Raw genomic sequence first — 18427 nt, 5'->3', positions numbered from 1 at the left:
CGCGTACCTCACAAGTAGTCCTCCAGGCGAGCCACGGCGTACCCCTTGTCCGTGACGGTCTTCATGACATGACGGATCATGTCAGGCATCGTGCCCTTCCAGTCCTCCTTGCCGCGGAAGTGCGTGAGGATGATGTCACCGGGGTGCAGCTCGCGGTCCCACTCGCGGTAGTCCATCCGCTTCGTGAACGCCTCGGCGTTCCACAGCGGGACCGCCTTGATGCCGCAGGACTTCGCCGCGCGCAGCGTGTCCTCGTTGTAGTTCCCGTACGGCGGCCGGAAGAGCGTCGGCCGCTTGCCGAACTGCTTCTGGATCGTGTCCTGCTGACCGCAGATCTCCGCGCGCTGCCTCTCGTACGACAGCCCCGGCAGGTACCGGTGGTTGAGCGTGTGGTTGTTCAGGGTGACGCCCGCCGCCTGCATCTCCTTGAAGTACGGGTAGTTGTCCCGTACGAGGTAGTCGCTGAGGAACGCCGTGTACGGGATCTTCAGCTCCCGCATCATCCTCAGGAACTCGGGGTCCTTCTCGGCGCCGTCGTCGATCGTCAGGAAGACGACCTTCTCCTCGGTCGGGACGGTGGTGAAGACCGGCGGCAGGTCCTCGCCGTCCTCCACCTCGAAGCCCTCGCGCGTGGTGATCTGGGGCTTCGTCTTCGGCGCCGCCGGGGCCAGGAGCGGCGGCTTGGCCAGGCCCCAGCGCTGGGCGAGGGCGGCCCTGGCCTTCGCCCGCTCCGCGGCGTTGCCGAGCGCGCCGGCCGCCCCCGCCTCCTCGCCCGCCTCCGCGCCCTTGCCGGCCTTCGCCTTCTCGACCTTGCCGGGCGTTCCGGACTCCGCGGATCCGCACGCCGTTCCCAGGCCGGCGACCAGCAGCGCGGCCAAGACCACCCCGAACCGGCCGCGCGTGCGCGCTGCGGACCGGTGACCAGACTGCCTGTGATTTCCCGTTTGTCCTACTAGCTGCATAGCAGCGGATCCTTACACCACCCTCCGACGCGGCACCGGCGACACCGCGAGCGGACGCCGACCTTCCACCGGCTGGCCCACAATGAACCCGTGACCCCCGAAGACTTCGCCGCGCTCCTCGCCCCCGAGGGCCGCGCCCTCCTCGACTCGCTCCGCGACTACGACCCCGCCCAGGAACTGGCCGTCGCCACCCGGCTGCGCCGCGAGCACCCCGCCGGCCTGGTCTCCGCCGCGCTCGGGCAGGCCCGGCTGCGGGAGCGGGCGGTGCCGAAGTTCGGGGCCGAGGACGCCTTCCGGATGTACTTCACGCCCGGCGGCGGCGAGATGGCCACCCGCGCGTCGGTCGCCTCGTACCGCGCCGAGCGGCTCGCGGCCCTCGGCGTACGGTCGCTCGCCGACCTGTGCTGCGGCATCGGCGGGGACGCCCTCGCCCTGGCCCGGCTCGGCATCCGGGTGCTGGCGGTGGACCACGACCCGCTCACCGTCGCCGTCGCGCGCGCCAACGCCGAGGTGCTGGGGCTGGCGGACCTGATCGACGTCCGGGAGGCGGATGTGACGGAGGTGGACACCTCCGCGTACGACGCCGTCTTCATCGACCCCGCCCGGCGCGGCGGGCGCGGCCGCGTCTTCGACCCGGAGAGCTACTCCCCGCCGCTGTCATGGGCCGTCGGGGCCGCCCTGACGGCCCGGCACGCCGCCATCAAGATCGCCCCCGGCATCCCGCACGAGGCGGTGCCGAAGGAGGCCGAGGCCGAGTGGATCTCCGACGCCGGGGACGTCAAGGAGGCCGTGCTCTGGTTCGGCACCGCGCCCGGCACCGTACGCGCCACCCTGCTCCCCGGGCCGCGCACCCTGGAGACCGCCGACCCGCTGCCCGACCCCGAGGCCGGGCCGGTCGGCCGCTACCTCTACGAGCCGGACGGCGCCGTGATCCGCGCCCACCTGGTCGCCGAGGTCGCCCGGGAGCTCGGCGGCCGGCTCATCGACCCGACCATCGCGTACATCACCGCCGACGAGCTGCGCGCGACGGCGTACGCGACGGCGTACGAGATCACCGACGTACTGCCCTTCGGGCTGAAGAAGCTGAAGGCCCTGCTGCGCGAGCGCGAGGTCGGCATCCTGACGGTGAAGAAGCGCGGCTCGGCCATCGAGCCCGAGGAGCTGCGCAAGAAGGTCAAGCCGCAGGGCCCGAACTCCGCGACCGTGTTCCTGACCAGGGTGGCGGGGGCGCCGTCGATGCTCATCGGATCGCCCGCGCCCGCGTCCGCGTCCGGCCCCGCTCCCGCGGCTACCTCGTAGGGGCCCCGAAGGCGCGAACCGCCCAGCGGTAGTGGGCGCCCGCCTTGCCGAGGCCCAGCAGGCCGGTGATCCACAGGATCATGCCGAGGCCCATGTAGTACGTGACCTCGGCGTACGTCTCCGAGCCGGGCCGGGCCGACACGGCGACGCCGAAGGTCAGCCAGAGCCCGAGCGCGGCCGGCCCGAGGGAGGCCAGCAGCCAGGTCAGGCTCCGCCAGGGAGCGCGCACCAGGGCGTCGACGGCCGGATCCCGGTCCGATTCCGCCCAGGCGCACAGCAGTTGCCGGACCTGCCGGTCCCGCCGGGCGCCCCAGGCGAACCAGAACCCGGCCGGGACCAGGACGCCCGCCCCGAGCGCGGCGAAGACGAGACCGAGCAGGTACGAGGACGGGTCCCCCTGCTCGAAGGCCATCAGGGCCATGCCGACGAAGGACCAGCCGAACGCGAAGACCGCCGAGACGGCCCAGAGCAGCAGCAACGGGCCGACACCCAGGGCGCGTTGCCCGAGGTCCCGCAGAAAGCGGGCACGGTCGGCCCGTACGGCGTTCCCGTCCAGCCAGGCGCGCAGGTGCGCGGGGGGCGGCGGAGGCGGCAGGTCACGGCGAGGCATGCGCATGACCATATCCACATCCCGGGCCGTCAGCCCTCGTCGACCTCCACCGACTCGAAGCGCCAGCGGTGCACCGCCCGGGCGATCAAGTCGGGGGCGGGCTCGGGGAGTTCGGGCAGCTCCGCCGCCACCCCCTCGGGCGCCTCCCACCAGGTGAGCACGAGCACCCGGTCCTGCGGGGCCCGGAACACCTCGCGGCGCACCGGCTCCCGGGCGAGGACCTGGGAACGGGCCCACTCCAGCAGCTCGTTGCCCCGGCCGTCGGCGGCCCGGGCCTCCCACATCAGCGCGACGGTGCTCATGAGTACAGGTTGTCCTTGCTCAACTCGTGCACGTGGTCATGGTCGTGAGAGTGGCCGTGTCCGTGCGAGTGACCGTCACCGTTCCCGTCCCCCTGCTCCCGCGCGTTGGCGGTGCCCGGCACGTGCGGGTCCGTCACCGGCAGCGAGGAGTCCGCCGAGAGGTCCCAGTCCGAGGCCGGCCGGTTCCGCTTGACCATCTCCGCGCCCAGCGCCGCCACCATCGCGCCGTTGTCGGTGCACAGCTTCGGCCGCGGCACCCGCAGGATGATCCCCGCGTCGTCGCACCGCTCCTGCGCGAGCGAGCGCAGCCGGGAATTGGCGGCCACGCCGCCGCCGATCATCAGGTGGTCGACGCCCTCGTCCTTGCACGCGCGGATCGCCTTGCGCGTCAGCACGTCCACCACGGCCTCCTGGAAGGACGCCGCCACGTCGCGCACCGGCACGTCCTCGCCCGCGTTCCGCTTGGCCTCGATCCAACGGGCCACCGACGTCTTCAGCCCGGAGAAGGAGAAGTCGTACGCCGCGTCGCGCGGCCCCGTCAGCCCGCGCGGGAAGTGGATCGCCCTCGGGTCTCCCTCGCGCGCGAGCCGGTCGATGACCGGACCGCCGGGGAAGCCCAGCTGCAGCACGCGCGCGATCTTGTCGAAGGCCTCGCCCGCCGCGTCGTCGATGGTCGCGCCGAGCGGCCGTACGTCGCTGGTGATGTCCGGGGCCAGCAGCAGCGAGGAGTGCCCGCCCGACACCAGCAGCGCCATCGTCGGCTCCGGCAGCGGCCCGTGCTCCAGCTGGTCCACGCAGATGTGCGAGGCCAGGTGGTTCACCCCGTAGAGCGGCTTGCCCAGCGCGTACGCGTACGCCTTGGCCGCCGAGACGCCGACCAGCAGCGCCCCCGCGAGGCCCGGGCCGGCGGTGACCGCGATGCCGTCGAGGTCGCGGGCGCTGACCCCGGCCTCCTTCAGGGCGCGTTCGATGGTCGGGACCATCGCCTCCAGGTGCGCCCGGGAGGCGACCTCCGGCACGACCCCGCCGAAGCGCGCGTGCTCGTCCACGCTCGACGCGACCGCGTCGGCGAGCAGGGTGGTGCCGCGGACGACGCCGACGCCGGTCTCGTCGCAGGAGGTCTCGATGCCGAGGACGAGCGGTTCGTCAGCCATGGGTCTCACTTCTTACGGCGTCTTGGAATGTCGGGGGCGGGGAGAGGGAGGAGGCGGGATCGGAAAGGCGCATCACGAGCGCGTCGATGTTGCCGGGCTGGTAGTAGCCCCGCCGGAAGCCGATCGGCTCGAATCCGAAGCGCTCGTACAGCCTCTGGGCGCGGGTGTTGTCCACCCGTACCTCCAGGAGCACCTCGGCGCACTCGAACGCGGTGGCGGCGCGCAGCAGGTCGGTGAGCAGCCGGGCCCCGAGCCCGGTGCCCCACTGGTCGCGCGCGGCCGCGATGGTCTGTACGTCGCCCAGGTCGCCGGCGGTGGCCAGCCCGGCGTAGCCGACCAGGCGGCCGTCCGGGGTCTCGGCGACGACGTAGTGGCGGGTGGCCCCGGGGCCGCGCGCGTGGGCGAGCTCGGACCAGAACATCCCGGCGGACCAGGCGTCCTCGGGGAAGAGCTCGTGCTCCAGTTCCAGCACGGGTTCGATGTCCCACCAGCGCATTTCGCGCAGCAGGACGGCCGGGGACGGGGGCTGGGCGGTCACTGCGGGGTGACCACCTTGTAGTTCTTGGGCACCTGGGCGTCGGGCCGGCGCAGGTACAGCGGGGTCGGGGGCAGGCCGTCGGCGTTTTCGAACGCCGCCCCGGCCGCGAGGCGTTCCGCCGCCAGGGCCGCGAGGGCGGCGGCCGATGTGTGCTCGGGCCCGCGGGCGTCCGGGAAGACCTCGGGGTACAGGCGTGCGCCCTGGCCGACGGCGGGCAGGCCCGCGACCCGCTCGGCGATGTCGGCCGGCCGGTCCACGGCGGGGTCGCCGACGCGCGTGCGCGGGTCCTCGTACCGCGCCCAGTAGACCTCCTTGCGCCGCGCGTCGGTGGCGACGATGAAGGGGCCCTCGATGCCGGCGGCGCCCGCGGCGTACGCGAGGCCGTCGAGGGTGCACAGGCCGTGGACGGGGACGCCGAGGACGCTGGCGAAGGTGGAGGCGGTGACGAGGCCGACCCGCAGCCCGGTGTAGGGGCCGGGGCCGACGCCGACGACGATGCCGGTGACGGCTTCGAGCTTCACTCCCGCCTCGGCGAGGACCGTGTCCACGGAGGGCAGCAGAAGCTCCCCGTGGCGGCGGGCGTCGACCTGGTTCGACTCGGCGAGGACGGACTCGCCGTCGTGCAGGGCGACGGTGACGGCGGGCGTGGCGGTATCTACAGCGAGCAAGAGCACGCGAACAGCCTACGACTCCGGGGCCCGGTGCCCGCGCGGACGGTCGTGGGGCACCCCGGCTGCTACCTTTCGACCGAGGTGCCGGGTGCGGTACTCGATCAAGGCAGAACAGCGTGGAGAGGTGGAGCAAGGTGGCACGCAGCAGCTCGGGAATCGTGGCCGGGCTCACCGTCGCGGCACTCGCCGCCGTCGGCTTCCTCGGCTACCAGGCCTCCGCTTCGGCCCCCGCGCACCCTCCGAAGGCCGCCGGACAGTCCGCGAGCCCCGCCCCGAGCCAGCCCGCCGCGGCGGCCCCCCAGCCGGGCCCGGCGGCCGAGGCGGTGCCGGTGCCGGAGGGCTCGGGCACCGGGCACCGCGTCGTGTACTCGGTGAGCCTGAGGCGGGTGTGGCTGGTGGGCGAGGCGGGCCGGGAGCCGAAGTCCTTCGCGGTGATGCCGAGCACGGTGCACCCGAAGCCGGGCAGCTACATGGTCGGCTCGCGCGCGGGCGCGGGCACCGGCTCGGACGGGGTGCCGATCGAGCACGTCGTACGGTTCGGCACGGCCGAGGGCGTCGTGCTCGGGTTCAGCGCCCGCGTGGACGGCTCGATGCCGGAGCCCGACCGGAGCAAGAAGACCGGCGGCATCCGCATGTCCCGCGCGGACGGCGACGCGATGTGGTCCTTCGCGACGATCAACTCGAAGATCGTTGTCGTTCCCTGACGGATGACCCCGCCGCCGCCCGGCCGGGCTTGACCCCCGGCCTTCATCACCGGCCTTCACCCGTACGTGGGTTTCGGAACGCGTCAGGCCGCTTCGGACTCCGAGGCGGCCTGATCCGTCTCCGGGCCGCCTTCGGCGCCCTCGGCGCCCGCAGTGCCCTCGGCGGCCTCTGCGCATGCCCGCTCCCGCGCGGGCGGCGTCGACACGGCGCTGGCGGCCGTGCCCGCGGCGAGCAGCGCCCTCATGGACACCACGGACGGAACGGACCGAACGGACCGAACGGATGGACGAGCGTCGCCGTGCGCTGCTGCGTCTGCCGACATGGCTGCCTCCTGGGGGCCCGGGACGCCTCACTTAGGTATACCTAAGGAACTCTCGGTACCATGTGACCACGGCGCCTGCCACCAGCGCAATATCTTCCCGACGAGTTGTCGGTACGTTTACGCGGACGGCGCCTGCTCCGAGAGCGCTACGGAGACGGAGAGGCTCTCCAGCCCTGCCCCGTCGGCCCAGCGCGCGCCGACCCCGTGCAGCGAGACCTCCCGTACGTCGTCCAGGACCTCCTCGTGGCCGACCGCCCGCGCGATCACCACGTGCAGCCGGTCGTCGGAGAGCTCCTCCACCTTGTTGTCGCCCCACTCCACGACGATCACCGACTCGGGCAGCGAGACGTCGAGGTCCAGGTCCTCCATCTCGTCCAGCCCGCCGCCGAGCCGGTACGCGTCCACGTGCACCAGCGGCGGCCCGTCACCCAGCGGCGGGTGCACCCGGGCGATCACGAAGGTCGGCGAGGTCACGGCCCCGCGCACGCCCAGGCCCTCGCCCAGGCCCCGGGCCAGGGTGGTCTTGCCGGCGCCGAGCTCACCGGTCAGCAGCACGAGGTCGCCGGGGCGCAGCAGGCCCGCGATCCTGCGGCCGAGTTCCCGCATGGAGTCCGGGGAGTCGACGGTGACGCGCGCCTGGGCGGCGGCGTCAGGAGCCTGGCTGCGCGGTACTTCCAGCGCCGCCTGAGGTGCCTGAGGCGCCTGAGGGCCCTGCGGTGCCTGAGTTGTCGGCGGCACCTGGTGTTCCCGCTGCTCCTGCGGTTCCTGCTGCTTCTGCGGTTCCTGCTGTGCTTCTCGCGGTACTTCTTCCATGCCCGCCAACGTTAGTCGCTGCGGCCACGGCTCCGGTGCGCGCCAGCAGGTCGGCCAGCAGCCCGGTCACGGTCTCCGGGTACTCCAGCATCATCAGGTGCCCGGCGGACTCCAGGACGGTCAGCTCGGCGGTCGGCAGCTCCGCCTTGATGGCCTCGCTGTGCGCGGCCGGGGTGATCATGTCGCTGTCCCCGGCGATGACGGTGACGGGGAGGTCCGCGAACAGCTGGAGCGCGGCGGACTTGTCGTGGACCTGGAAGGCCGGGTAGAACTCCGCGACCACGTCGATCGGGGTGGCCTCGATGAGCCGCTCGGCGAACCGCGCGACGCCCGGGTCCACGTCCCGGGAGCCGAACGAGTAGCGCTTGATCGTCCCGGCGAAGAGGTCGGCGGTGGCCCGGCGGCCCTTCTCGACCAGCTCGACCTGCGAACCGAGCGCCTTGAGGACCCCGGGCAGCATCCGGCGTACGGCGCTCAACCCGGCCGCCGGCAGCGGCAGCCCGTACGTGAGCTCGCCCAGCCCCCCGCTGGAGGTGCCGACCAGGGCCACGCCGAGCACGCGGTCCCGTACCAGCTCGGGGAACTGCTCGGCCAGCGCCATGATCGTCATACCGCCCATGGAGTGACCGATCAGCACGAGCGGGCCCTCGGGGGCGGCGGCGTCGATGACGGTCTTCAGGTCGCGGCCGAGCTGCTCGATGGTCACCGGCTCGCCGTCGGCCTGCGCGAGGCCGCGCGCGGAGAGGCCGTGGCTGCGCTGGTCCCAGTACACGGAGCGGACCACGCCGCGGAAGGCGGCGCGCTGGAAGTGCCAGGCGTCCTGGCTGAGGCAGTAGCCGTGGCAGAACACGGCGGTCGGCGCGGCCGGGGCCTTGCGGCGCAGCAGCCGCTTCCGGCTCTCCTCGGGCAGCTCGTCGATCTCGTAGTAGAGCTCGGTGGCGTCCTCGGCGCGGGTGATGCCCTCGGTGCCGCGCAGGGATCCGTAGTCCCCGGCGGCGTCGAGCGCGAGGCGGGCCTTCACGCGCATGCCGCGGCCGACGGTGAGCCGTTCGACGGCGACACCGGCCGCCGCGCCCGCGGCGATGACGCCGATGGCGGCGCCGGCCCAGCCGGCCCAGCCGGCCTTGCGCCAGTTCTCGCTCACACCGTCGCCCACGCCGTCCTCACTCAGCCGTTGCGGTACACCCGGGGCACCCGGCCCCCGATACGGGTGACGATCTCATACGCGATGGTCCCGGCCGCCTGTGCCCAGTCCTCGGCGGTGGGCTCGCCGCGGTCCCCGGGCCCGAAGATGACGGCCTCGTCACCCTCTCTGACCTGGTCGGATCCGAGATCGACGACGAACTGGTCCATGGCGACGCGCCCGGCGACGGTACGGGTCTTCCCGCCGACCAGCACGGGCCCGCGCCCGGAGGCGTGCCGGGGGATGCCGTCGGCGTATCCGGCGGGAATCAGCGCGAGGTGGGATTCCGCCGCCGTGACGTGGTGGTGCCCGTAGCTCACGCCGTGTCCGGCGGGCACGGCCTTGACGAGGGCCACGGAGGCCTTGAGGGTCATGGCCGGGCGCAGCCCGAGCTGGGCGGGGGTGCCGATCTCGGGGGCGGGCGACACCCCGTACACGGCCAGTCCGCACCGCACGAGGTCGAAGTGGCTCTCGGGGAGGGTGAGAGTCGCGGGCGAGTTGGCGATGTGCCGGACCTCGGGCTCGACGCCCTCCTTCTCCGCGTGCGCGAGCATCTCGCGGAACGCGGCCAGCTGGAGCCCGATGGAGGGGTGGCCGGGCTCGTCGGCGCAGGCGAAATGGGACCAGACGCCGGTGACGTGGACGGTGCCCTCGGCCTGGGCGGCGACGGCCGCGCCGACGAGTTCGGCCCAGTCGGCGGGCTGGCAGCCGTTGCGGCCGAGGCCGGTGTCGGCCTTGAGCTGGACGCGTGCGGGGCGCCCGGCGGCGCGGGCGGCAGCCCGTACTTCCTCCAGGGCCCACATGCCGCTGACGGAGACGTCGATGCCGGCCTCGATGGCCTCCCGCCAGGGCCCGCCGGGGGTCCACAGCCAGCACATGACGGGTGCGTCGATCCCGGCGGCGCGCAGGGCGAGCGCCTCGTCGGGGGTCGCGGTCCCGAGCCAGGCCGCTCCGGCGTCCAGGGCGGCGCGGGCGCAGGGGATCGCCCCGTGCCCGTAGGCGTCCGCCTTGACGACGGCCATCACCTGGGCCCGGGGCGCCCGTTCGCGCAGGGCGCGCACGTTTCGCCGTACGGCATCAAGATCAATCTCGGCGTACACGCGCGTCGCTGTCTCGTTCATCCCCCACAGTCTCTCAGAACCCCCGCCCCCCGCCTCCGCACAGCCCGAACCAACCCACCAGCCCCGCCGGCCAACGTTCGAGACCCGCCGGGCACATCCAGCCTCGCCGACCAAATCAGCCTCGCCGGCGTTTGACCGGGGCTCCGCCAAATCCAGCCTCGCCGGTGTTTGACCGGGGGTCCGCCAAATCCAGCCTCGCCGGCGAGGCTGAAGATGCCCGGCGGGGGCTGAAATTGCCGGGGCTCGCGCCTCGAACGCCGGCGAGGCTGGGTGTGCCCGGCGGGGGCTGATAAGTGCGGGCTCGCGGCTCAGACGCCGGCGAGGCTCAATTGGCGCCAGGCCTCCGGCAGGGTGGCGGCCACTTCCTGAGCCAGGACCGGCGCGCCGGAGGCCGCGTGGCGGGCCGCCAGGCCGTGGAGGTACGCCGCCACCGACCCCGCGTCCACCGCGGACAGGCCCGTCGCCAGCAGCGCCCCCGCCAGCCCCGACAGCACGTCCCCGCTCCCGGCGGTCGCCAGCCACGGCGTGCCCGTCGGGTTCACCCGGACCACCCCGCCGCCGGACACCAGCGTCGTCGAGCCCTTCAGCAGCACCGCCGCCCCGTACCGCGCGGCCAGGTCCCGTACGGAGGCCAGCCGCGCGGACTCCACCGCCTCCCGCGCCACCCCCAGCAGCGCCGCCGCCTCCCCCGCGTGCGGGGTCAGCAGCGTCGCCGCCGGCCGCCCCCGCAGCACCTCCGGGTCCAGCCCGCGCAACCCGTCCGCGTCCACCAGCACGGGCACCGGGTCCGAAAGGGCCCGCGCGACCTCCGCGGCGCGCTCCGCCCCCAGCCCCGGCCCGACCACCCACGCCTGCACCCGGCCCCGCCCGATCAGCGTCTCCGGGTACCGCGCGAGCACCGCGTCCGCCGCCGGCCCCACGTACCGCACCGCGCCCGCGCCGCCCCGCAGCGCCCCCGCCACGGCCAGCACCGCCGCCCCGGGGTACTGCGCCGACCCGGCGACGACCCCGACCACACCGCGCCGGTACTTGTCGCTCGACGCCGTCGGCACCGGCAGCAGCCCCGCCACCTCGGCGTGCTGCAACGCCTCCACCTCCGGCTCCGGCAGCGACAGCCCGATGTCCACCAGCCGCACCGCCCCCGCCCGCGAGGCCCCCGGGTCGATCAGCAGCCCCGGCTTGTACGCCCCGAAGGTCACCGTGACATCGGCCCGCACCGCCGCCCCCGGCACTTCCCCGGTGTCCGCGTCCACCCCGCTCGGCAGGTCCACGCCCACCACCACCGCGCCCTGCGGAATCCGCTCCACCAGCGCCCCGGCCGCCGGCCGCAGCCCGCCCCGCCCGCCGATCCCGACGAGCCCGTCCAGTACGAGGTCCGCCCGCCCGGGAACCGCCGGCGCCACCCGGCCCCCGGCGGCCAGCAGCGCCCGTAGCCCGCCCTCGTGCATCCGCTCCGGATCCATGGGGACGGCCGTCACCCCAGCCCCGCGCCGCGCCAGCCGGGCCCCCGCGAAGAGGGTGTCCCCGCCGTTGTCCCCGGGCCCCACCAGCAGGACGACGCGCGCCCCGGACACCCTGCGCAGCAGCCCCGCGCACACGGCGGCCAGCCCGGCCGCCGCCCGCCGCATCAGGGCGCCCTCCGGCAGCCTGGCCATCAGCTCGCGCTCGGCGGCCCGTACGGTCTCCACGCTGTAAGCAGTACGCATGCCACCAGCCTGCCCGAACCGCCAAGCCCCCTCGGGGAAGTGGGGTGCGTTTCCGCGTCGTCCGGCGTGGAGGCGTGCCCCACTTCCCCGAGGCCGCTTACCCCTCGGCGATCACCACGGCGGAGGCCACCCCGGCGTCGTGGCTCAGTGAGATGTGCCAGGACTTCACGCCCAGCGCCGCCGCCCGCGCCGCGACCGTGCCCGACACCCTCAGCCTCGGCTGCCCGCTGTCCTCGACGTACACCTCGGCGTCCGTCCACAGCAGCCCGGCGGGCGCGCCGAGCGCCTTGGCCAGGGCCTCCTTCGCCGCGAACCGGGCGGCGAGCGAGGCGACTCCGCGCCGCTCGCCGCTCGGCAGCGTCAACTCGGCGTCGATGAACAGCCGTTGCGCCAGATGAGGCGTCCGCTCCAGGGCGGCGCCGAACCGCTCGATCTCGGCAACGTCAATCCCCACACCGATAATCACAACAACAAGCCTCTATTCGACGGTCACCGACTTCGCGAGATTACGCGGCTGGTCCACCTCGTTCCCCCGCGCCGTCGCCAACTCGCATGCGAACACCTGCAACGGCACCGTCGCCACCAGCGGTTGCAGCAGTGTCGGCGTGGCCGGGATCCGGATCAGGTGGTCGGCGTACGGCACCACCGCCTGATCGCCCTCCTCCGCGATCACGATGGTCCGCGCCCCGCGCGCCCTGATCTCCTGAATGTTCGACACGATCTTGTCGTGCAGCACCGAGCGCCCGCGCGGCGACGGCACGACGACGACCACCGGCAGGTCCTTCTCGATCAGCGCGATCGGCCCGTGCTTGAGCTCGCCCGCCGCGAATCCCTCGGCGTGCATGTACGCCAGTTCCTTGAGCTTGAGCGCGCCCTCCAGCGCCACCGGGTACCCGACGTGCCGCCCTAGGAACAGCACCGTGTTCTTGTCCGCCAGCGACCGCGCCAGCGCCCGCACCGGCTCCATGGTCTCCAGTACGGTGTCCACCGCGCCGGCGATGTCCGACAGCTCCCGGATCACCGCCTCGATCTCGTCGCCCCACTTCGTACCCCGCACCTGCCCGAGGTACAGCGCGACCAAGTAGCAGGCCACCAGCTGCGTCAGGAACGCCTTGGTCGAGGCGACGGCCACCTCCGGACCGGCGTGCGTGTACAGCACGGCATCCGATTCGCGCGGGATCGTCGACCCGTTCGTATTGCAGACGGCCAGCACCTTGGCTCCCTGCTCGCGCGCGTGCCGCAGCGCCATCAGGGTGTCCATGGTCTCGCCGGACTGCGAGATCGCGATCACCAGCGTCCGCTGGTCCAGGATCGGGTCGCGGTAGCGGAACTCGCTCGCCAGTTCCGTCTCGCACGGAATGCGGGTCCAGTGCTCGATGGCCAGCTTCGCGATCATGCCCGCGTGGTACGCCGTACCGCACGCCACGATCACGACCTTGTCGACCTCCCGGAGCACCGAGGTGGGGATGCGCACCTCGTCCAGGGTCAGCAGGCCGCTCGCGTCGATCCTGCCCAGGAGGGTGTCGGCGACAGCCTTCGGCTGCTCGGCGATCTCCTTGAGCATGAAGTAGTCATAACCCCCCTTCTCGGCCGCCGAGGCGTCCCAGTCCACGTGGTACGCCCGAACCGACGCGGGCGAACCGTCGAAGTCGGTCACCGAGACCCCGTCGCGGCGGAGTTCGACGACCTGATCCTGCCCCAGCTCGATCGCGGACCGCGTGTGGGCGATGAACGCGGCCACGTCCGAGGCGAGGAAGTTCTCACCCTCTCCAACGCCCACCACCAGAGGGGAGTTCCGGCGCGCGCCGACCACCACGTCCGGCGCGTCGGCGTGCACCGCGACCAGCGTGAACGCGCCCTCCAGCCGCCGGCACACCTGCCGCATGGCCTCCGCCAGGTCCCCGCTGGCGGAGAAGCGCTCCGCCAGCAGGTGGGCCACGACCTCGGTGTCCGTCTCGGACTCCAGCCGGTGCCCGCGCTCGGCCAGTTCGGCGCGCAGCGCGGCGAAGTTCTCGATGATGCCGTTGTGGACGACGGCCACCCGCCCCGCGTTGTCGAGATGGGGATGGGCGTTGAGGTCGGTGGGCCCACCGTGGGTCGCCCACCGGGTGTGCCCGAGGCCCGTGGAGCTGGCCGGCATCGGGTGCACGACCAGTTCCTTCTCCAGATTGACCAGCTTTCCGGCCTTCTTGACGGTGGCGAGCTCCCCGTCCGCGAGCACGGCGACCCCGGCCGAGTCGTAGCCGCGGTACTCCAGCCGCTTGAGTCCGGCGACGACCACATCGAGCGCTGACTGCGCCCCCACGTAACCCACAATTCCGCACATACGCCGCAGGGTACGCCCCCGTTGGGCTCTGGCCAGGTACCTGAACAAGACGAAAACCCCGCCCGGCGAATGCGCCGGAGCGGGGTTGACGCCCAGTTGGGAAAGGTCAGCCGAGCTTCTTGAGCTGGGCGTCGATGAAGTCCTGCGGCGTCTGGGCCTTGCCCTCGAACTTGACCTGCTGGATGGACGCCAGGTTGTTGCCCTTGCGCAGGACGACCAGCCGGCTGTTCATGGTCTCGCCGTCCTGGACCATGGTGACGGTCCACGCCACGGAGTCGTCGCCGGCGGCGTCGGTGGCCGGGACCAGCGACTTGATCGTGGTCTTCTCGCCCTTGGCCGTGACGACGAACCCGCCGGCGCAGGCCTGGCCGGCCGTCTTCAGGGAGGCCAGCGCCTCCTCGGCGCCCTTGCCGTCGTACGACTGGAGCTGGACCGCCGTGATGGTCATGCTCAACAGGTTGGTGGGGTCGGTCGGCTCGGTCGCGCCGACGCGTTCCGTGGTGGTGACGGGCTTGCCGACCGGAGCCAGGCTGCCGACCAGCGCGATCGGCTGGCACTCCGGCTTGTCGCTGCTGACCTCGGCGGCCTTGGCCACGTCGTCGGCGCCGGCCTTCTCGATCTTCACCTTCGGGACGTCGCCGTCGGCCAGCGTGGCCTTCTCCAGCTCGGCGGCCGTGAGCGCCTTGGCCTCGGGCGTCGGCGAGGCGGAGGGCGACGGCTTGGCGGAGGCCTTGGCGTCGGCCTTGGGGCCGGCCTCGCCGGAGGAGGTGCAGGCGGTGGCGAGCAGCGCCAGCGAGGCCGCGGAAGCGGTCAGGACGGCACGACGGACAAGAGCGGTACGCACGGAAGATCTCCCCCGGAAGGCGCGAAAAGGCGACAGAACAGCGGCATGACAGCGACCGGGCAGCCGTGAGCACCACCCCACGCACGGCGGGGGCGCCCTCTGAGCTGCGGTGATCGCAATGTACGGGTAAAACCGGACCCCAGGTGGCCGATTTCCGTCCATCCCCCTCAATCGTGATGCACGCGAGATCCAGCGGCTTCCCCATCGAGACCCACCCCCTACCACCCACCCGCGGGGCCCCACAGGGCCCCCGTACGTGACAGACCCCACCACCCACAACCGCCCGCGAGCCCCGACAATGGCCCTGTGATCACTTCGCCGCCACGAAGCACGTCGGACAGCGCAACGGAGCGTCCCGACCGGCCCGAGCGCCCCGGTCCCCGCCGGACGCCCGACGCCTCCCCCTACGTCGACCTCACCCGGGCCGAGTGGAGCGCCCTGCGCGAGCGGACCCCGCTGCCCCTCACCGCCGACGAGGTCGAGCGGCTGCGCGGGCTCGGAGACGTCATCGACCTCGACGAGGTCCGGGACGTCTACCTCCCGCTCTCCCGCCTCCTCAACCTCTACGTGGGCGCCACCAGCAATCTGCGCGGCACCCTGAACACCTTCCTCGGGGACGCGGGCAACGGCCACGGCGCCCAGCAGGGCACCCCCTTCGTCATAGGCGTCGCCGGCTCCGTGGCCGTCGGCAAATCCACCGTGGCCCGTCTGCTCCAGGCCCTGCTCGCCCGCTGGCCCGAGCACCCCCGTGTCGAGCTGGTGACCACCGACGGGTTCCTCTACCCCATGAAGGAGCTCCAGCGGCGCGGCCTGACCGCCCGCAAGGGCTTCCCCGAGTCCTACGACCGCCGCGCGCTCACCCGTTTCGTCGCCGACATCAAGGCCGGCAAGGACGAGGTCACGGCCCCGGTCTACTCGCACCTGATCTACGACATCGTCCCGGGCGAGCGGCTCGTCGTGCGCCGCCCCGACATTCTCATCGTCGAGGGGCTCAACGTCCTCCAGCCGGCCCTGCCCGGCACGGACGGCCGGACCCGCGTCGGCCTCGCCGACTACTTCGACTTCAGCGTGTACGTGGACGCGCGTCCCGAGGACATCGAGCGCTGGTACCTCAACCGGTTCCGGAAGCTCCGCGAGACCGCGTTCCAGAATCCTTTCTCCTACTTCCGCAAGTACACCCAGGTCTCCGAGGAGGAGGCCCTGGAGTACGCGCAGACCATGTGGCGCACCATCAACAAGCCCAACCTGCTGGAGAACGTGGCCCCGACCCGCGGCCGCGCGACGCTCGTCGTCCGCAAGGGTCCGGACCACAAGGTGCAAAAGCTCAGCCTCCGCAAGCTCTGACCGCTCACCCTTTAGGGTGCGGGCATGCTGCACCTTCGGTTGATCATCCCGGCAGACCGGACCGAGGCCGCCGTATCGGTCATCGAGTCGACGGTCGGCACCGCCCATCTCGTCGTGCTGCCCGGCGCCGCCCGCGACCCCCGGGGCGACCTGGTGCTGTGCGATGTCGCGCGGGAGGCGGGGGACGAGCTGCTCCACGAGCTCCAGGAGCTGGGCATCGAGAAGGACGGCTCGATCGCCGTCGAGAACATCGACCTGTCCATGTCCCGGCGGGCCGACGAAGCCGAGAAGGAGGCACCGGGCGAGGCCGCCGACGCCGTGCTGTGGGAGCAGCTGACCGAGGCCACCCACGAGGAGTCCACCCTCACCATCACCTACAGCGCGTTCATGATCCTCGCGACCATGATCGCGGCCTGCGGTGTGGTGCTCGACAACGCGATCCTGATCGTGGGCGCGATGGCGGTCGGCCCGGAGTTCGGCCCGCTCGCGGGGGTGTGCGTCGGGGTCGTGCAGCGCGAGCCGCGGCTCGCCCTGCGGTCGCTGAGCGCCCTGCTGATCGGCTTCGCCGCGGCGATCATCGCCACCACCGTCTTCAGCCTCGGCATGGACGCGATCGGCCAGTTCCACGCGGGCATGCTCGACAGGCCCCGCCCGAACACCGGCTTCATCTGGCAGCCGGACCCGTTCTCCTTCGTGGTCTCGCTGCTGGCGGGCATGGCCGGGGTGCTCTCCCTGACCTCGGCGAAGTCCGGGGCGCTGGTCGGCGTGGCGATCTCCGTGACCACCGTCCCGGCCGGCGCGAACGCCGCCGTGGCCCTCAGCTACGGAGAGTTCGGCCAGATGTGGGGCTCGGCGGAGCAGCTCCTGCTGAACCTGGGCGGGATCATGCTGGCGGGCATCCTGACCCTGTACGGGCAGAAAGCGCTGTGGCGGACGCAGCAGGGCCGCTGGGTCCGCGGGGCCAAGGGCTGAGGCCAACAGCTGAGGCCGGGGGCTGAGCCCCCGGCCTCCTCCGCACCACACCGACGTCAGGGCCAGGTCAGCCCAGCGCCGACTTCACGACGTCCGCGAGCCGCCCGGCCACCGCGCGGGCGTGCTCGATGTCGGCGGCCTCGACCATCACCCGTACGAGCGGCTCCGTACCGGACGGACGCAGCAGCACCCGGCCGGTGGTGCCCAGCTCGTGCTCGGCTTCGGTGACGGCCACGGCCAGCTCGGCCGAGGTCGTGACACGGGACTTGTCCACGTCCGGGACGTTGACCAGGACCTGCGGCAGCCGCTGCATGACCCCGGCCAGGTCGGCCAGGGACCGGCCGGTGGCCGCGACGCGGGCCGCCAGCAGCAGGCCGGTCAGGGTGCCGTCACCGGTGGTCGCGTGGTCGAGGATGATCACGTGGCCGGACTGCTCGCCGCCCAGCGCGTAGCCGTGCTCCTTCATCGACTCCAGGACGTACCGGTCGCCGACCCCGGTCTGCACGACCTGGATGCCCTCGCCCTCCATGGCCAGCTTGAAGCCCAGGTTGGACATGACGGTGCCGACCACGGTGTTCCCGCGTAGCTGCCCCGCCTCGCGCATGGCCAGGGCCAGCACCGCGAGGATCTGGTCGCCGTCGATCTCCGCGCCGGTGCCGTCCACCGCGAGGCAGCGGTCGGCGTCGCCGTCGTGCGCGATGCCGAAGTCGGCGCCGTGCTCGACCACGGCCGCCTTGAGCAGGCCGAGGTGGGTGGAGCCGCAGCCGTCGTTGATGTTCAGGCCGTCCGGCTCGGCGCCGATGGTGACGATCTCCGCGCCGGCCCGGGCGAAGGCCTCGGGCGAGACGTACGCGGCCGCGCCGTGCGCCTCGTCCAGGACGACCTTCAGGCCGTCGAGGCGGTTGGGGAGGACCCCGATGAGGTGGGCGACGTACTTCTCGAAGCCCTCGGTGTAGTCGGACACCCGGCCGACGCCGGAGCCGGTGGGCCGGACCCAGGGAGCGCCGGTGCGGTGCTCCTCGTAGACGGACTCGATGCGGTTCTCCAGCTCGTCGGCGAGCTTGTGGCCGCCGCGCGCGAAGAACTTGATGCCGTTGTCGGGCATCGCGTTGTGGCTGGCCGACAGCATCACGCCGAGGTCGGCGCCCAGCGCACCGGTGAGATACGCCACCGCCGGGGTGGGCAGCACACCGACGCGCAGGACGTCCACGCCCGCGCTCGCGAGGCCCGCGACGACCGCGGCCTCAAGGAACTCGCCGGAGGCCCGCGGGTCACGGCCGACCACGGCCGTCGCCCGGTGGCCCGCGAAGGTGCCCGCTTCGGCCAGTACGTGCGCCGCCGCCACGGAGAGGCCGAGCGCGAGCTCAGCCGTCAGATCCGCGTTGGCAACGCCTCGTACACCGTCCGTCCCGAAGAGTCGTCCCACTGTTGTCCTCCCGAGTTCACTCATTGTCTGTGACCGCTGTGAAAGGTATGTGCCGCTTGTGGCGGTAAACGAACCGCCCCGGCAGCACGGAGCGTGCTGCCGGGGCGGTTTCGTTGCAGAACAGCAGGC

19 protein-coding genes are annotated in these 18427 nt (G+C 72.8%); 4 read left to right on the top strand and 15 right to left on the bottom strand.

Translation table 11 applies throughout. The annotated features are described in order from the left end of the window. Nucleotides 1–8: 8 nt before the first annotated feature. Nucleotides 9–962, bottom strand: a complete 954-nt coding sequence (locus tag MTF65_RS19280; RefSeq protein ID WP_374207257.1) for a polysaccharide deacetylase family protein — start codon at nt 960–962, stop codon at nt 9–11. A 90-nt stretch (nt 963–1052) separates the two neighbouring features. Here MTF65_RS19280 and MTF65_RS19275 point away from each other — a divergent pair, with 90 nt between their 5' ends. Beyond that, entirely contained in the window at nt 1053–2261 is a 1209-nt protein-coding gene (locus MTF65_RS19275; protein WP_374207256.1) for a THUMP-like domain-containing protein, read from the top strand. On the opposite strand, the gene MTF65_RS19270 is transcribed toward MTF65_RS19275, so the two are convergent. Genes MTF65_RS19270 through tsaB form a run of 5 tightly spaced genes read right to left on the bottom strand, consistent with a single transcriptional unit; the run spans nt 2251 to nt 5539 of the window. Continuing rightward, nucleotides 2251–2871, bottom strand: coding sequence for a hypothetical protein (locus tag MTF65_RS19270; RefSeq protein WP_243629957.1), 621 nt, complete (start codon nt 2869–2871; stop codon nt 2251–2253). The two genes, MTF65_RS19275 and MTF65_RS19270, sit on opposite strands and share 11 nt — an antisense overlap. Before the next feature lie 29 nt (nt 2872–2900). Continuing rightward, the gene (locus MTF65_RS19265) at nt 2901–3173 is read right to left on the bottom strand and encodes a hypothetical protein (protein WP_243629956.1); all 273 of its coding nucleotides are present in this window, start codon (nt 3171–3173) and stop codon (nt 2901–2903) included. Then, nucleotides 3170–4327: a tRNA (adenosine(37)-N6)-threonylcarbamoyltransferase complex transferase subunit TsaD gene (gene tsaD / locus MTF65_RS19260; protein ID WP_243629955.1), complete on the bottom strand. Its 1158-nt coding sequence runs from the start codon at nt 4325–4327 to the stop codon at nt 3170–3172. Before tsaD ends, MTF65_RS19265 begins: the two co-directional genes overlap by 4 nt. After that, nucleotides 4320–4823 (bottom strand): ribosomal protein S18-alanine N-acetyltransferase, encoded by a 504-nt coding sequence (gene rimI, locus MTF65_RS19255; RefSeq protein ID WP_243630034.1) that lies wholly within the window; start codon nt 4821–4823, stop codon nt 4320–4322. Before rimI ends, tsaD begins: the two co-directional genes overlap by 8 nt. A 38-nt stretch (nt 4824–4861) precedes the next feature. Continuing rightward, a complete protein-coding gene (gene tsaB / locus MTF65_RS19250; protein ID WP_243629954.1) occupies nt 4862–5539 on the bottom strand; it encodes a tRNA (adenosine(37)-N6)-threonylcarbamoyltransferase complex dimerization subunit type 1 TsaB in 678 nt (225 codons plus the stop codon). Nucleotides 5540–5670: 131 nt separating this feature from the next. On the opposite strand from tsaB, the gene MTF65_RS19245 reads away from it, so the two are divergent. Next, entirely contained in the window at nt 5671–6240 is a 570-nt protein-coding gene (locus tag MTF65_RS19245) for a hypothetical protein (protein WP_243629953.1), read from the top strand. Nucleotides 6241–6323: 83 nt separating this feature from the next. On the opposite strand, the gene MTF65_RS19240 is transcribed toward MTF65_RS19245, so the two are convergent. From MTF65_RS19240 to MTF65_RS19205, 8 genes are all read right to left on the bottom strand, one after another. Further along, nucleotides 6324–6494 carry a hypothetical protein gene (locus MTF65_RS19240; protein WP_243629952.1) on the bottom strand — a complete coding sequence of 57 codons (171 nt, stop codon included), beginning with the start codon at nt 6492–6494 and terminating at the stop codon, nt 6324–6326. 186 nt (nt 6495–6680) lie between these two features. After that, nucleotides 6681–7241 (bottom strand): tRNA (adenosine(37)-N6)-threonylcarbamoyltransferase complex ATPase subunit type 1 TsaE, encoded by a 561-nt coding sequence (gene tsaE / locus MTF65_RS19235; RefSeq protein WP_374207261.1) that lies wholly within the window; start codon nt 7239–7241, stop codon nt 6681–6683. Further along, nucleotides 7213–8547, bottom strand: coding sequence for an alpha/beta hydrolase (locus tag MTF65_RS19230; protein WP_279399292.1), 1335 nt, complete (start codon nt 8545–8547; stop codon nt 7213–7215). Before MTF65_RS19230 ends, tsaE begins: the two co-directional genes overlap by 29 nt. After that, complete coding sequence (gene alr / locus MTF65_RS19225) at nt 8544–9680, bottom strand: alanine racemase (RefSeq protein WP_243629949.1); 1137 nt, start codon at nt 9678–9680, stop codon at nt 8544–8546. Before alr ends, MTF65_RS19230 begins: the two co-directional genes overlap by 4 nt. 308 nt (nt 9681–9988) lie before the next feature. Beyond that, on the bottom strand, nt 9989–11386 hold the full coding sequence (locus MTF65_RS19220) for an NAD(P)H-hydrate dehydratase (protein WP_243629948.1): 1398 nt from the start codon (nt 11384–11386) through the stop codon (nt 9989–9991). A 97-nt stretch (nt 11387–11483) separates the two neighbouring features. Continuing rightward, nucleotides 11484–11852: a holo-ACP synthase gene (locus MTF65_RS19215; RefSeq protein ID WP_243629947.1), complete on the bottom strand. Its 369-nt coding sequence runs from the start codon at nt 11850–11852 to the stop codon at nt 11484–11486. A gap of 12 nt (nt 11853–11864) precedes the next feature. Continuing rightward, entirely contained in the window at nt 11865–13712 is a 1848-nt protein-coding gene (gene glmS, locus MTF65_RS19210; protein WP_243629946.1) for a glutamine--fructose-6-phosphate transaminase (isomerizing), read from the bottom strand. Nucleotides 13713–13818: 106 nt separating this feature from the next. After that, nucleotides 13819–14556 carry a hypothetical protein gene (locus tag MTF65_RS19205; RefSeq protein ID WP_243629945.1) on the bottom strand — a complete coding sequence of 246 codons (738 nt, stop codon included), beginning with the start codon at nt 14554–14556 and terminating at the stop codon, nt 13819–13821. A gap of 309 nt (nt 14557–14865) precedes the next feature. Between MTF65_RS19205 and coaA the strand changes: the two genes are divergently transcribed. After that, a complete protein-coding gene (gene coaA / locus MTF65_RS19200) occupies nt 14866–15900 on the top strand; it encodes a type I pantothenate kinase (RefSeq protein ID WP_374207260.1) in 1035 nt (344 codons plus the stop codon). A 24-nt stretch (nt 15901–15924) separates the two neighbouring features. Beyond that, nucleotides 15925–16872, top strand: a complete 948-nt coding sequence (locus tag MTF65_RS19195; protein ID WP_243629943.1) for a DUF389 domain-containing protein — start codon at nt 15925–15927, stop codon at nt 16870–16872. A 67-nt stretch (nt 16873–16939) separates the two neighbouring features. Here the strand turns inward: MTF65_RS19195 and glmM are convergent, their stop codons facing one another. Further along, nucleotides 16940–18298, bottom strand: coding sequence for a phosphoglucosamine mutase (gene glmM / locus MTF65_RS19190; protein WP_243629942.1), 1359 nt, complete (start codon nt 18296–18298; stop codon nt 16940–16942). Between the last annotated feature and the right edge of the window lie 129 nt (nt 18299–18427).

The organism is Streptomyces sp. APSN-46.1 (assembly GCF_022815725.1).
In the GTDB taxonomy this organism is placed as follows: Bacteria; Actinomycetota; Actinomycetes; order Streptomycetales; family Streptomycetaceae; genus Streptomyces.
Note: the sequence above shows the minus strand (reverse complement) of the source record. Positions and strands in the feature narration are given on the sequence as shown.

What these genes read in the sequence shown, in the direction of transcription:
- MTF65_RS19280 (WP_374207257.1), bottom strand. Translation starts at nt 962, where the DNA reads ATGCAGCTAGTAGGACAAACGGGAAATCACAGGCAGTCTGGTCACCGG.
- MTF65_RS19270 (WP_243629957.1), bottom strand. Translation starts at nt 2,871, where the DNA reads ATGCCTCGCCGTGACCTGCCGCCTCCGCCGCCCCCCGCGCACCTGCGC.
- MTF65_RS19265 (WP_243629956.1), bottom strand. Translation starts at nt 3,173, where the DNA reads ATGAGCACCGTCGCGCTGATGTGGGAGGCCCGGGCCGCCGACGGCCGG.
- tsaD (WP_243629955.1), bottom strand. Translation starts at nt 4,327, where the DNA reads ATGGCTGACGAACCGCTCGTCCTCGGCATCGAGACCTCCTGCGACGAG.
- rimI (WP_243630034.1), bottom strand. Translation starts at nt 4,823, where the DNA reads ATGCGCTGGTGGGACATCGAACCCGTGCTGGAACTGGAGCACGAGCTC.
- alr (WP_243629949.1), bottom strand. Translation starts at nt 9,680, where the DNA reads ATGAACGAGACAGCGACGCGCGTGTACGCCGAGATTGATCTTGATGCC.
- MTF65_RS19220 (WP_243629948.1), bottom strand. Translation starts at nt 11,386, where the DNA reads ATGCGTACTGCTTACAGCGTGGAGACCGTACGGGCCGCCGAGCGCGAG.
- glmS (WP_243629946.1), bottom strand. Translation starts at nt 13,712, where the DNA reads ATGTGCGGAATTGTGGGTTACGTGGGGGCGCAGTCAGCGCTCGATGTG.
- MTF65_RS19195 (WP_243629943.1), top strand. Translation starts at nt 15,925, where the DNA reads ATGCTGCACCTTCGGTTGATCATCCCGGCAGACCGGACCGAGGCCGCC.